Source organism: Amycolatopsis mediterranei (genome assembly GCF_026017845.1).
GTDB lineage: Bacteria > Actinomycetota > Actinomycetes > Mycobacteriales > Pseudonocardiaceae > Amycolatopsis > Amycolatopsis mediterranei.
This window is the reverse complement of record NZ_CP100416.1, coordinates 3,024,600-3,037,564: the sequence shown is the minus strand read 5'-3', so window position 1 is coordinate 3,037,564 and position 12,965 is coordinate 3,024,600. Positions and strand designations below refer to the sequence as shown.

Here is a 12,965-nt window from a genome sequence, read left to right as displayed (position 1 = left end):
GTACTTACTATCGCTGGGGGGACGGTCAACGCTTCACAAAGCTCACAACAGCGTCCCACAGAGTGGACGCCAGTTCAGCCTTCGCGCCGAGGGGAATGGGGATTTCCGTGCCGTCGGACCCGAGCAGCCAGCCCGAATTGTCCTCCGTGCCGAACGCCTTGCCGTCGCCGACGGCGTTCACCACCAGCAGATCCGCGCCTTTGCGCTTGAGCTTCACGCGGGCGTGGTCGAGCACACCGCCCTGCGCGTCGCCGGTTTCCGCGGCGAATCCCACGACGACCTGACCGGGCCGCCGGTTTCGCACCAATTCCGCGAGAATGTCGGCATTGCGCTCGAGCGTGATGACCGGGTCCGGCTGGTCGTCGGACTTCTTGATCTTGTGGTCGGCCCGGTTCGCCGGCCGGAAGTCGGCGACGGCGGCGGCCATCACGACGACGTCCGCGGCCCGAGAAGCCGCGTGCACGGCCTGACGCAGCTCCTCCGCCGTCGAGACGTGCTCCACGGTCGCGCCCGCCGGGTCGGGCAGCGCGACGGTGTGCGCGGTGACCAGCGTGACGTCGGCGCCGCGCTGGGCGGCGACGCGGGCCAGCGCGTAGCCCTGCTTGCCGGACGAGCGGTTGCCCAGGTAGCGCACCGGGTCGAGGGGCTCGCGGGTGCCGCCCGCCGAAATCACCACGCGGACGCCTTCGAGGTCGCGCGGGAGGGCGTCCGGGCGGGCCAGCAGCAGCTTCGCGAGGTCGACGATCTCGGCCGGGTTCGCCAGGCGGCCCTTGCCGGTGTCGACCCCGGTCAGCCGGCCGGAGTCGGGCTCGGTGACGACCATGCCGCGCGAGCGCAGCAGGGCGACGTTGTCGCGGGTCGCGGGGTGCTCCCACATCTCCGTGTGCATCGCCGGGAAGAAGGCGACCGGGCACCGGGCGGTGAGCAGGGTGTTGGTCAGCAGGTCGTCGGCGAGGCCGTGGGCGGCCTTGGCGAGCAGGTTCGCCGTGGCCGGGACGACCAGGACCAGGTCGGCTTCCTTGCCGACGCGGACGTGCTGGACCTCGGGGACCTCGGTGAACACGCCCGTGTGCACCGGGTGCCCGGAGAGGGCTTCGAAGGTCGCCGCGCCGACGAAGTTCAGCGCGGCTTCGGTGGGGACCACGCGGACGTCGTGACCGGATTCGGTCAGCCCGCGCAGCACCTCACAGGCCTTGTAGGCGGCGATCCCGCCGCCCACGCCCAGGACGACGCGGGGCTTACTCACCCTCGGTGTGCTCGAGCAGGCCGCCGTGGATCTCGCGCAGCGCGATCGAGAGCGGCTTCTCGCGCGGGCCCGGCTCGACGAGCGGGCCGACGTACTCGAGCAGACCCTCGCCCAGCTGGGCGTAGTAGTCGTTGATCTGGCGGGCGCGCTTCGCCGAGTAGATCACCAGCGCGTACTTGGAGCTGACCTTCTCGAGCAGGTCGTCGATCGGGGGGTTGGTGATGCCCTCGAGCTCTTCGGTCAGGGCTACCTGGGTGGTCACTCGTGGTGCTCCGCTTCGTCGGAAAACTGATCAGCTGTAATCAAGTTTAGCAAGTGCTCGGCGGCCTCCCGCACGTCGGCGTTGACGAGGCGGTGGTCGAACTCCCCCGCCGCCGCCAGCTCGCGCTCCGCTTCGGCCAGCCGGGCCTGCACGGCGGCCTCGTTTTCGGTGCCGCGCCCGGTGAGCCTGCCGACCAGTTCCTCCCACGACGGCGGCATCAGCATCACCAGCCGGGCCTCCGGCATCGCCGCGCGGACCTGGCGGGCGCCCTGCAGTTCGATCTCCAGGACGGCCGGGCGGCCCTCGGCGAGCGCCTTCTCGACCGGCTCGCGCGGGGTGCCGTAGCGGTTGCCGGCGAACTCGGCCCATTCCAGCAGCCGTCCGTCGGCGACCATCGCGTCGAACTCCGCGCGGTCGACGAAGTGGTAGTGCGCCCCGTCGACTTCGCCGGGACGCGGGTGGCGGGTGGTGACCGAGACGCTGAACCAGACGTCGGGCTCCAGCTTCCGCAGCTCGCCCACCACGCTCGACTTCCCGACTCCCGAAGGCCCCGATACGACGGTGAGCCGGTGGCGGGAGAACTCCCCCGCCACCGGCTCACTGCCTCGGTCGGCGCCCCGGCTCACCGGGTAGTCACGACCGGCGCCGTTCACTCGCCGCTGAACTCGGCCAGCAGCGCCTTGCGCTGCCGGTCGCCGAGGCCGCGAAGGCGACGGCTGGGGGCGATCTCCAGTCGTTCCATGGTCTGCTGCGCGCGGACCTTGCCGACGCCCGGGAGGGCCTCGAGCAGAGCCGAAACCTTCATCTTGCCGAGGACTTCGTTCTCCTCGGCCTGCTTCAGCACGTCGACCAGAGTGGTACCGCCCCGCTTCAGCCGCTCCTTCAGCTCAGCACGGATCTTGCGAGCGGCGGCGGCCTTCTCCAGCGCCGCAGCGCGCTGTTCCTCTGTCAGCTGGGGAAGTGCCACGTTTTCCTCCGGTAGTTCTCAAAACTGGGTGGGTGACGCGACGGTACCCACCCGTGAGCACCGGCCACAATGCGGGGGTGCCTGGTGGGGGCCCGTTCCGGCCCCTGCTATTGGCCGTTTTCCTGCGGGTCGGCCAGCACTTCGGCGACCCGTTCGACCGCTTGGCGCAAAGCCGCTTGCTCCGGACCGTGCTTCAGGATGTCCCGGGACGAGGCGGGCAGCACGCCCGGCAGGGACGCGCCGAACAGGGCCCGCAAATCGGCCGCAGTGGCTCCCTGGGCCCCGAAACCGGGCGCCAGCACCGGTCCGTTCAGCCGGGAAAGATCGAGCTCTCCCGGCGCGATGGTGGCCCCGACGACGACACCCACATCGCCGAGCGGTTCCGCGCCTGCGTTGAGTGCCGCCGCGGAATCGACGATCGACTGCGCCACCGTGCGCCCGTCGGGCAGCTTCGCGTTCTGCACCACGGCCGCTTCCGGGTTGGAAGTCCGGGCGAGCACGATGATGCCGCGCCCCGCCGAGACGGCCGTTTCGGCGCATTGGGCCAAAGAGCCGAACCCGAGGTACGGCGAAACGGTGATCGCGTCGGCGGCGATCGCCGCACCCTCGGAGACGTACGCGGCGGTGTAGGCGCCCATCGTGGACCCGATGTCGCCGCGTTTGACGTCCAGCAGCACCAGCGCCCCGGCGTCGCGGGCGGTCTCGACCACCCGTTCCAGCACCCGGACACCGGCCGCCCCGAAACTTTCGAAGAACGCCGACTGCGGCTTCACGATCGCCGCGTGCGCCGCCAGGACCTCCGTGGCGGACAGCGCGAACCGTTCCAGGCCCGAGACGTCCACCGGGAGCCCCCAGGCCTCGATCAGGCCCGGGTGGGGGTCGATCCCGGCGCACAGCGGGCCGCGGGCCGCGACGGCCTTGGCCAGCCGCGCCCCGAACCGCTCGCGGCCGCTCACGACTTCGCCTTCAGCGCCGCCTGCAGCTCCTGCAGGGACTTGACCCCGATGTCGCCCCGGATCAGCGCTTCGATGCCGTGCACGGCCGCCGCGGCGCCCTGCACGGTCGTCACGCACGGGATGTCCCGCGACACCGCCGCGGTGCGGATTTCGTAGCCGTCGACGCGCGGACCACTGTTCCCGTACGGGGTGTTGATCACCATGTCGACATCGCCGTTGAGGATGACGTCCACGATGTTCGGCTCGGCCTCGGTCGAACCCTCGTAGTGCTTGCGCACCACGGTGCACGGGATCCCGTTGCGGCGCAGGACTTCCGCGGTGCCGGAGGTGGCGAGGATCTCGAACCCGAGGTCCGCCAGCCGCTTCACCGGGAAGACCAGCGAGCGCTTGTCGCGGTTGGCCACCGAGACGAACACCCGCCCGGAGGTCGGCAGCGAGCCGTACGCGCCGCTCTGCGACTTCGCGAACGCCTTGCCGAAGTCGACGTCGACGCCCATCACCTCGCCGGTGGACTTCATCTCCGGGCCCAGCAGCGAGTCGACGCCGTGGCCTTCGGGGGTGCGGAAGCGGTGGAAGGGCAGCACGGCTTCCTTCACCGCGACCGGCGAGTCGGCCGGCATCCGCCCGCCGTCGCCCTCGGCCGGCAGGACCCCGCTCCCGCGCAGGTCCTTGATCGTCGAGCCGGTCATGATCAGCGCGGCGGCCTTGGCCAGCGGCACCGCCGTCGCCTTGGACACGAACGGCACCGTCCGCGACGCGCGCGGGTTGGCCTCCAGGACGTACAGGACGTCGTCCTTGAGCGCGTACTGGACGTTCAGGAGCCCGCGCACGCCGACACCGCGGGCGATCGCCTCGGTGGAACGCCGGACGGCCTGCAGGTCGGTGTGCCCGAGCGTGATCGGCGGCAGCGCGCACGAGGAGTCACCGGAGTGGATGCCGGCTTCCTCGATGTGCTCCATGACGCCGCCGAGGTAGAGCTCCTCGCCGTCGAACAGCGCGTCGACGTCGATTTCGATGGCGTCGTCGAGGAACCGGTCCACCAGCACCGGATGCTCCGGCGTGATCTCCGTGGCCCGGCTGATGTAGCCGGCCAGGGTCTCCTCGTCGTAGACGATCTCCATGCCGCGGCCGCCGAGCACGTAGGACGGCCGGACGAGCACCGGGTAGCCGATCTCGTCGGCGATCCGCTTCGCGCCCTCGAACGACGTCGCCGTGCCGTAGCGCGGGGCGGGCAGCCCGGCGTCGGTGAGGACCTCGCCGAACGCGCCGCGGTCCTCGGCCAGGTTGATCGCCTCCGGCGGCGTGCCGACCACCGGCACCCCGGCGTCGGCGAGCCGCTTGGCCAGGCCCAGCGGGGTCTGGCCGCCGAGCTGGACGATGACGCCGGCGACCGTGCCGGACGCCTGCTCGGCGTGCACGACTTCGAGGACGTCCTCGAAGGACAGCGGCTCGAAGTACAGCCGGTCGGAGGTGTCGTAGTCGGTGGACACGGTTTCCGGGTTGCAGTTGACCATGACGGCCTCGAACCCCGCCTCCCGCAACGCGATCGCCGCGTGCACGCAGGAGTAGTCGAACTCGATGCCCTGCCCGATCCGGTTCGGGCCGCTGCCCAGGATGAGCACCTTCGGCTTGTCCGGCTGGACGGCCACTTCGGACTGGGCTTCGGGGTCGGACTCGTAGGCCGAGTAGTGGTAGGGCGTCTTGGCGGCGAACTCGGCCGCGCAGGTGTCGACGGTCTTGAACACCGGCCGCACGCCGAGGCGGTGGCGCAGCGTGCGGACGCCGTCCTCGCCGGCCAGTTCCGGCCTCAGCGCGGCGATCTGGCGGTCCGAAAGCCCGGTGCGCTTGGCGCGGCGCAGCAGCTCGCCGTCGAGCACGGGCGCGTCACGGACTTCGGCGCCGACCTCGGCGATGTAGGCGATCTGGTCGATGAACCACGGGTCGATGCCCGACGCCTCGTGGACCTGCTCGACGGTGGCGCCGAGCCGCAGCGCCCGCTCCACTTCGTACAGCCGGCCTTCGCGCGGCGTGCGCAGCTCGTCCAAAGTGGACTCCAGCGTGGCGCCGGCGGGGTCGGGCAGCGTCCAGAAGCCGGTCGCCTTGGTCTCGATCGACCGCATCACCTTGCCGAGCGCCTCGGGGAAGCTGCGGCCGAACGACATCGCCTCGCCGACGCTCTTCATCGTCGTGGTCAGCGTCGGGTCCGCGCCCGGGAACTTCTCGAAGGCGAACCGCGGCATCTTGACGACGACGTAGTCCAAAGTGGGCTCGAACGCCGCCGGCGTCTCGCCGGTGATGTCGTTGCGGATCTCGTCGAGCGTGTAGCCGATGGCGAGCTTCGCGGCGATCTTGGCGATCGGGAAACCGGTGGCCTTCGACGCCAGCGCGGAAGACCGCGACACGCGCGGGTTCATCTCGATGACGACCATCCGGCCGTCGCGCGGGTTGATCGCGAACTGGATGTTGCAGCCGCCGGTGTCGACGCCGACCTCGCGCAGCACGGCGATGCCGACGTCCCGCATCACCTGGTACTCGCGGTCGGTGAGGGTCATCGTCGGGGCGACGGTGACCGAGTCGCCGGTGTGCACGCCCATCGCGTCGATGTTCTCGATCGAGCAGACGACCACGACGTTGTCGTGCTTGTCGCGCATCAGCTCGAGCTCGTACTCCTTCCAGCCGAGCACGCTCTCCTCGATGAGCACCTCGGTGACGGGAGATTCGGCGAGCCCGGTGGACGCCAGCCGCTCGAGGTCCTCGGGCGTGTGCGCCATGCCCGAGCCGAGCCCGCCCATGGTGAAGGACGGCCGGATGACGACCGGCAGGCCCAGGTCCTTGACGGTGTCGCGGACCTCGTCCATGTCGTGGCAGACGCGGCTGCGCGGGACTTCGGCGCCGATGGTGCGCACGATGTCCTTGAACTTCTGCCGGTCCTCGCCGCGCTGGATGGCGTCGATGTCGGCGCCGATCAGCTCGACGCCGTACTTGTCGAGCACCCCGCGTTCGTGCAGCGCGACGGCGCAGTTGAGCGCGGTCTGCCCACCGAGGGTGGCGAGCAGCGCATCGGGGCGCTCGGCAGCGATGACCTTCTCGACGAAGTCCGGCGTGACCGGCTCGATGTAGGTGGCGTCGGCGAACTCGGGGTCGGTCATGATGGTGGCCGGATTCGAGTTCACCAGGGACACGCGCAGGCCTTCGCTGCGCAGCACCCGGCAGGCCTGGGTACCGGAGTAGTCGAACTCCGCGGCCTGCCCGATCACGATCGGCCCGGAGCCGATCACCAGCACGTGCTGGATGTCCGTCCTCTTCGGCATCAGTTTCCTTCTTTCACCAGGCGCCGCAGACCGTCGCGGAATACCTGAAAGCTTTTGGATCGGTTGTTCTCGATGTCCATGTGGGGCGCGATGGCTTCAGCGACTGCCACCTTCGGCAAGCGGTCTCGGAGATATCTCTTGGACCGCAGGAGGTCCTCCAGCGCACGCGACGCCTTGCCGGTGTCGTCGGGATCGCGGTAACGCGCTTGTTTGTCCAGGTCTTTCGGCACCCGGTCGTATGCCGTACACAGGGCCGGGACGTCGCCGAGAAACCAGGACTCCAGCTCGTCGATCACCACGCGGTGCAGGATGTACTCGGACGGAAGTCCCGCTTCCCCGCTCAACCTGACCAGGTGGCGCTTGAGCTCCCGGCAGTCCTCGGCGTCCCGGTCGACGAGCACGACGACGCGAAGCGCTTCCCACGGGACCCGGGCCGCGAACCCTCGCAGAATTCCGGGCAACCGCTTCAGCAGATCCTGCTTGCCTCGGAAGCGCCGGACCGCGAAGGACACGTCCTCACCGACGATCTTCGGGACCAGCGCCTTCAACGCTGCTTCCGCCGACTGCTCTTCCACCAGGATCTCGATGTGGATCACCGAGGCTGCCCCGGCCGGTCGAGGGGGTCACCGAGGCCGAAGAATCCTTCGGTCCAGAGATTCCCCAGCAGGCCCCCGCTGTCGACCATGGCCATCAGTTGAGGGATGTCCGCCGCTCGCCGGGCCTGGGCGAAGCCGGATTCGTCACGGAACAGCATCCAGACCTCGTCAGGCCGCAGAGGGTCGACGAACTCGGGGGCATGGGTGGCGACCAAGACCTGACCAGCTGTCTCCGTCCGCCGCGCGTCCTCGGCGAGCCGGTAGTGCAGTCGCGGGTGGACCTGCTTCTCCGGCTCCTCGACCAGCAGCACCGAGGTATCGGTTTGGAGCGCGACCAGATAGCCGAGCAGTTGCAGCGTTCCGTCCGAGATGTTTTCCGGGGCGATGAGGTCTTCCCTGCCCTGTTCGCGCAGGCGGACGATCCAGGCGCCGTTGCCGTGTTCGAAGGGTTCGATGTCCTCGAATCCCGGGACGTACCTCTGCAGCGAAGCCCGGATGTTCTCCCACTCGCGGGGAAGCCCGTTGCGCATACGCCGGACGATGGCCCCCACGTTCCGGCCATCCGGCTTGAGCCGAGACGTCTTGTCGTCCTTCGCGCCATTACGCATCGCGTCGAGAGCCAGATCCGAGAGACGAATCTCGGTGATGAACCGGTAGAACTTGCCGACTTCGGCCGTGTTGGCGAGCTGGCTGACCACAGCTACGCCGAGTAGGTCCGGCGTAGCCAACGAAAGCTGTCCACCGATTGCTCCGATCCCGGCGACCGTTCCGGCCCCGCGCCGGAGATCCAGGGCCTCAGAAGGCGCTTCGGCCCCCGCCGGCTGCCAACTCAGGTTCTCCTCGGCCACCACCGGCTCGTCATCGTCGTGCTCGATGGCAAGCCGGTACTCAGCCACCGCGCCTTCGATGCGGCAGGTCACCTCGATCTCGACCGGCCCGGTCGACCCATGGGTCACGATGTCGGCGGCGCCCCCGCGTTGGTTCCACGCCGAGCGCAGCCCCGCCCGAAGCGACTCGGAGAGGAAGTCCAATGCGTCGAAGACCGTGGACTTGCCGCTGCCATTCGGCCCGAGCAACGCCGTCACCGGCGTCAGGCCGGCCAGCTCGACGTCCCGGAGCACCCGGAAATTCCGGATCCGGAGCCGCTCGATGCCGGTCGTGAGGGTCACGACCGCTTCTCCATGAGCGAAACGAAATCGTCGAACAGGGGGGCCGCGTCGTGCGGGCCGGCCGCGGCTTCGGGGTGGTACTGGACCGAGAACGCCGGGACGTCCAGCGCCCGCACGCCCTCGACCGTGTCGTCGTTGGGGCAATAGTGGCTGATCTGCGCCGCCCCGAACGGGGACTCGAAGCGCCGGCCCGGCTCGCCTTCCAGGGCGAAGCCGTGGTTCTGCGCCGTGATGGCCACCGACCGGGTCGCCACGTCGATCACCGGGATGTTGATGCCGCGGTGGCCGTAGCGCATCTTGTACGTGCCGAGCCCGAGCGCCCGGCCGAGGACCTGGTTGCCGAAGCAGATGCCGAACAGCGGGATCTCGCGGCCCAGGACCTGCTTGGTCAGCTCGGTCGCGTGCACCGTGGTGGCCGGGTCGCCCGGGCCGTTCGACAGGAACACCCCGTCCGGCTCGATCGCCAGGAGGTCGTCCAACGACGAGCTCGAGGGCAGCACGTGCACCTCGATGCCGCGCTTGACCATCTGCCGCGGGGTGTTGGACTTGATGCCCAAGTCCAGCGCGACCACCCGGAAGCGGACTTCGCCGGAAGGTGAGACCACGTACGGCTTCGGCGTGCTGACCTGGCCGGCCAGGTCGGCACCTTCCATCTTCGGGCTCGCCAACACCGAAGCGACCATGTCGTCGACGCTGCCCAGCGCGTCGCCGGAGAACACCCCGGCGCGCATCGCGCCCAGCTCGCGCAGGTGGCGGGTCAGCGAGCGGGTGTCGACCTCGGCGATGCCGACGATCCCCTGGCGCACCAGTTCCTCGTCCAGCGTCCGGCGAGAGCGCCAGTTGGACGGCGTCCGGGCGGGATCGCGCACCACATACCCGTTGACCCAGATCTTCGAGGACTCGTCGTCCTCGTCGTTCCAGCCGGTGTTGCCGATCTGCGGCGCGGTCTGCACCACGATCTGCCCGTGGTAGGACGGGTCGGTCAGCGTTTCCTGGTAGCCGGTCATACCGGTGCAGAACACCGCCTCGCCGAGGGTTCGCCCCTGCGCGCCGTAGGCAGCGCCGCGGAACACCCGGCCGTCTTCGAGCACCAGTGCGGCCTGAGCGCGCGCGTTCACTGGGCACCTCCCTTGATCTTGAGCTGTTCGATCCACTGTGGATAGTCGTCGAGGTCGTCGCCGCGGAAGCCGGTGTCGAGCCCGGCGTCCCCGAGCCGCCAGGTGATGACGAGCAGCGCGTCGGTGCCCATCACCTTCCCGGCGATCTTCGTGTCGCGCCGGATGCCGGTGACGGCCTCCCGCGGGATCCAGAAGTCGGGCGCTCCCCCGCGTTCGACGGCGACACCGCCGTCGTGCAGGCGCCAGACCGCGCCGGTGCGCAGCCCCGCGCCGCGGGTGACGATCCGGTTCTGCCACTCCCCGGCAAAGGTCGTGGCGAGGTAGACGCCGGTCGATTCCAGCAGCACGTCACCGGCGTCCGAAGGGATGGCGGGGAACGGCGGCACCTGGACGCTCTGCGAGCGCGCCTTGCGGCGCCAGCCCACGTACATGCCCCAGACGCAGAGCAGGAAGAAGGCGAAAATCGCCAGCACGAGCCAGAAGCGCTCCATCAGCAGATCTTCCCGTCCCGCGCGGTGATCCGCCCGCGCAGCAGCGTCGCGGTCACCACGCCGGGCAGCCGCATTCCCTCGTACGGGGTGTTGGCCGCGATGCTGGCCAGCTCGGCGCCCCGGACCGTCCACTCGGCATCCGGGTCGACCAGCGCCAGGTTCGCCGGCTCGCCCACCTCGATCGGCCGGCCGTGGTCGGCCAGGTTGCCGATCTCGGCGGGCCGCTCGCTCATCACGCGGGCGACGCCGCGCCAGTCGAGCAGGCCGGTGCGGACCATCGTTTCGGTGACGATGGACAGCGCCGTCTGCAGCCCGAGCATGCCCGGCCGGGCCGCGGTCCACTCGGTGTCCTTGTCCTGCACCGCGTGCGGCGCGTGGTCGGTGGCGACGCAGTCGATGACGCCTTCCGCCAGCGCGTTCCGCAGCTTCGCGGCGTCGGACTCCGTGCGCAGCGGCGGGTTCACCTTGTTCACCGGGTCGTAGGTGGCCAGGCGCTCGTCGGTGAGCAGCAGGTGGTGCGGCGTGACCTCGGCCGACACCTTCGTGCCGCGATCCTTCGCCCAAGCCAGGACGTCCGCCGTGCCCGAAGTGGACACGTGGCAGACGTGCAGCCGGGCGTTGGCGTGCAGCGCCAGCAGGCAGTCGCGGGCCACGATGGACTCTTCCGCCGCGGCGGGCCAGCCGGTGTAGCCGAGCCGGGCCGCGCGCTCGCCCTCGTGGGCCTGGGCGCCGACGGTCAGCCGCGGTTCCTCGGCGTGCTGCGCGATGACGACGTCGAGCGCGGTCGAGTACTCCAGCGCGCGGCGCATCAGCAGCGGGTCGGCGACGCAGAGGCCGTCGTCGGAGAAGACCTTCACCCGGGCCTGCGAGTTCGCCATCGTGCCCAGCTCGGCGAGCTTCTCGCCCTTGAGCCCGACGGTGACCGCGCCGACCGGGTGGACGTCGACCAGGCCGGCCTCCTGCCCGCGCCGCCAGACGTGCTCGACGATCACCGCGTTGTCGGCGACCGGGTCGGTGTTGGCCATGGCGAACACCGCGGTGTACCCGCCGAGCGCCGCCGCAGCCGAGCCGGAATCGATCGTCTCGGTGTCCTCGCGACCGGGTTCGCGCAGGTGGGTGTGCAGGTCGACGAAGCCGGGGAGCAGCACCTGGCCGCCCGCGTCGATCACGTCGGCGTCTTCCGGGACGTCGACGGCGCCGATCGCGGTGATCACGCCGTCCTCGATCAGGACGTCGACCGGGTCACCCTCGCCGTACGGGCGGGCGCCCTGGATCACGGTGCTCACGCGGCGGCTCCTTCGCTGGCCAGGAGGTGGTAGAGGACCGCCATGCGCACGTGGACGCCGTTGCGGACCTGTTCGGTGATGGCCGAGGCCGGGGAGTCGGCGACCGCGCTCGCGATCTCCATCCCGCGCAGCATCGGACCGGGGTGCAGGACGACCGCGTGGTCCGGCAGCAGCTTCTGCCGCTTTTCCGAGAGGCCGTAGGCGATCGAGTACTCGCGGGCGCTCGGGAAAAAGCTCTGCCCTGGGCCCCCGCCAGCCATCCGTTCCGCCTGAACGCGAAGCATCATCACCGCGTCGACCGCGGGCAGCTCGGCGTCCAGGTCGTGCGAAACGGTCACCGGAAGGCTTTCGACGCCGTAAGGCAGCAACGTCGGCGGCGCGACGAGCACGACTTCGGCGCCCAGGGCCGAGAGCAGGTGGATGTTCGAGCGGGCGACGCGGCTGTGCAGGACGTCCCCGACGATCGCGATCCGGCGGTCTTTGAGGGAGCCGAGGCGCTCCCGCAGCGTGGCCGCGTCGAGCAGCGCCTGCGTCGGGTGCTCGTGGGTGCCGTCGCCGGCGTTGACCACCGACGTGCCGGGCCCGGCCAGCCACTCCGAAAGCCGCTGGGCGGCTCCGCTGGCCGGGTGCCGGACGATCACGCAGTCGGCACCCGCCGCGGCCAGCGTCAGCGCGGTGTCGCGAAGGGACTCCCCCTTGTTGACCGAGGAGCTGGACGCGGAAACGTTGATCACGTCCGCGCTCATCCACTTGCCGGCGATCTCGAACGACACCCGGGTGCGGGTCGAGTTCTCGTAGAACAGGGTGATCACCGTGCGGCCGCGCAGCGTCGGCAGCTTCTTGACCTCGCGGCCGAGCAGCGTGTGCTTCAGCTCGTCGGCGGTGTCGAGCACGGCCGTGGCCAGCGCCGGGTCCAGGCCGTCGGTGGCGAGCAGGTGCTTCACGAGTCCTCTCCAGCAGCTTCGGAAGGGCCGGTTTCCGCGGGACGCAGCAAGACGGCGTCCCGGCCGTCGATCTCGGCCAGCAGGACGGACACGCCCTCGGAGCGGGCGGTCGGCACGTTCTTGCCCACGTAGTCGGCGCGGATCGGCAGCTCGCGGTGACCGCGGTCGACCAGGACGGCCAGCTGGACCGCGCGGGGCCGGCCGTGATCACGCAGGGCATCGAGCGCGGCCCGGATCGTCCGGCCGGAGAAGAGGACGTCGTCGACCAGGATCACGACGCGGTCGTCGATGCCGTCCGGCGGCAGCTGCGTCTGCTCGAGCGCGCGCGGCGGGCGGCGGCGGAGGTCGTCCCGGTAGAGGGTGACGTCGAGGGCGCCGGTGGGCGGGCGGACGCCGGAGAACTCGCCGATCTTGTCGGCCAGGCGGACCGCGAGCGGCGTGCCCCGGGACGGGATGCCGAGCAACACGGGCGGGGTAGTGCTCTCCGCACCGTTCGCGGTCTTTTCGATGACCTGATGGGCCATTCGGGCGATCGTGCGCGCGACATCGCCGGCCGTCAGGAGCTCGCGCTCCCCGGCCGAACCAGCCGCGTCACGCGGGCGTGACGACAAACCGGACT

General features: G+C 70.3%; 13 protein-coding genes. All 13 read right to left on the bottom strand.

Features of this window, described 5'->3' with window-relative positions; all coding sequences use genetic code 11:
• Positions 1–25: 25 nt before the first annotated feature.
• Positions 26–1,246: a bifunctional phosphopantothenoylcysteine decarboxylase/phosphopantothenate--cysteine ligase CoaBC gene (gene coaBC / locus ISP_RS14535; protein WP_071831608.1), complete on the bottom strand. Its 1,221-nt coding sequence runs from the start codon at positions 1,244–1,246 to the stop codon at positions 26–28.
• Positions 1,239–1,508 carry a DNA-directed RNA polymerase subunit omega gene (gene rpoZ / locus ISP_RS14530; protein ID WP_013224624.1) on the bottom strand — a complete coding sequence of 90 codons (270 nt, stop codon included), beginning with the start codon at positions 1,506–1,508 and terminating at the stop codon, positions 1,239–1,241. The genes coaBC and rpoZ overlap by 8 nt, the downstream gene beginning before the upstream one ends.
• On the bottom strand, positions 1,505–2,161 hold the full coding sequence (gene gmk / locus ISP_RS14525; protein ID WP_014466863.1) for a guanylate kinase: 657 nt from the start codon (positions 2,159–2,161) through the stop codon (positions 1,505–1,507). Before gmk ends, rpoZ begins: the two co-directional genes overlap by 4 nt.
• The gene (gene mihF, locus ISP_RS14520; RefSeq protein WP_013224622.1) at positions 2,158–2,475 is read right to left on the bottom strand and encodes an integration host factor, actinobacterial type; all 318 of its coding nucleotides are present in this window, start codon (positions 2,473–2,475) and stop codon (positions 2,158–2,160) included. Before mihF ends, gmk begins: the two co-directional genes overlap by 4 nt.
• Before the next feature lie 107 nt (positions 2,476–2,582).
• Complete coding sequence (pyrF, locus tag ISP_RS14515; protein WP_013224621.1) at positions 2,583–3,431, bottom strand: orotidine-5'-phosphate decarboxylase; 849 nt, start codon at positions 3,429–3,431, stop codon at positions 2,583–2,585.
• On the bottom strand, positions 3,428–6,742 hold the full coding sequence (gene carB, locus ISP_RS14510; protein ID WP_013224620.1) for a carbamoyl-phosphate synthase large subunit: 3,315 nt from the start codon (positions 6,740–6,742) through the stop codon (positions 3,428–3,430). The genes pyrF and carB overlap by 4 nt, the downstream gene beginning before the upstream one ends.
• Complete coding sequence (locus ISP_RS14505; RefSeq protein WP_013224619.1) at positions 6,742–7,338, bottom strand: DUF4276 family protein; 597 nt, start codon at positions 7,336–7,338, stop codon at positions 6,742–6,744. Before ISP_RS14505 ends, carB begins: the two co-directional genes overlap by 1 nt.
• Positions 7,335–8,507 carry an AAA family ATPase gene (locus ISP_RS14500; RefSeq protein ID WP_013224618.1) on the bottom strand — a complete coding sequence of 391 codons (1,173 nt, stop codon included), beginning with the start codon at positions 8,505–8,507 and terminating at the stop codon, positions 7,335–7,337. The genes ISP_RS14505 and ISP_RS14500 overlap by 4 nt, the downstream gene beginning before the upstream one ends.
• Entirely contained in the window at positions 8,504–9,625 is a 1,122-nt protein-coding gene (gene carA / locus ISP_RS14495) for a glutamine-hydrolyzing carbamoyl-phosphate synthase small subunit (protein ID WP_013224617.1), read from the bottom strand. Before carA ends, ISP_RS14500 begins: the two co-directional genes overlap by 4 nt.
• Complete coding sequence (locus tag ISP_RS14490) at positions 9,622–10,116, bottom strand: PH-like domain-containing protein (RefSeq protein ID WP_013224616.1); 495 nt, start codon at positions 10,114–10,116, stop codon at positions 9,622–9,624. The genes carA and ISP_RS14490 overlap by 4 nt, the downstream gene beginning before the upstream one ends.
• Positions 10,116–11,402: a dihydroorotase gene (locus tag ISP_RS14485; protein ID WP_013224615.1), complete on the bottom strand. Its 1,287-nt coding sequence runs from the start codon at positions 11,400–11,402 to the stop codon at positions 10,116–10,118. The genes ISP_RS14490 and ISP_RS14485 overlap by 1 nt, the downstream gene beginning before the upstream one ends.
• The gene (locus ISP_RS14480; protein ID WP_013224614.1) at positions 11,399–12,346 is read right to left on the bottom strand and encodes an aspartate carbamoyltransferase catalytic subunit; all 948 of its coding nucleotides are present in this window, start codon (positions 12,344–12,346) and stop codon (positions 11,399–11,401) included. Before ISP_RS14480 ends, ISP_RS14485 begins: the two co-directional genes overlap by 4 nt.
• The gene (gene pyrR / locus ISP_RS14475) at positions 12,343–12,957 is read right to left on the bottom strand and encodes a bifunctional pyr operon transcriptional regulator/uracil phosphoribosyltransferase PyrR (protein ID WP_013224613.1); all 615 of its coding nucleotides are present in this window, start codon (positions 12,955–12,957) and stop codon (positions 12,343–12,345) included. The genes ISP_RS14480 and pyrR overlap by 4 nt, the downstream gene beginning before the upstream one ends.
• Positions 12,958–12,965 lie beyond the last annotated feature (8 nt).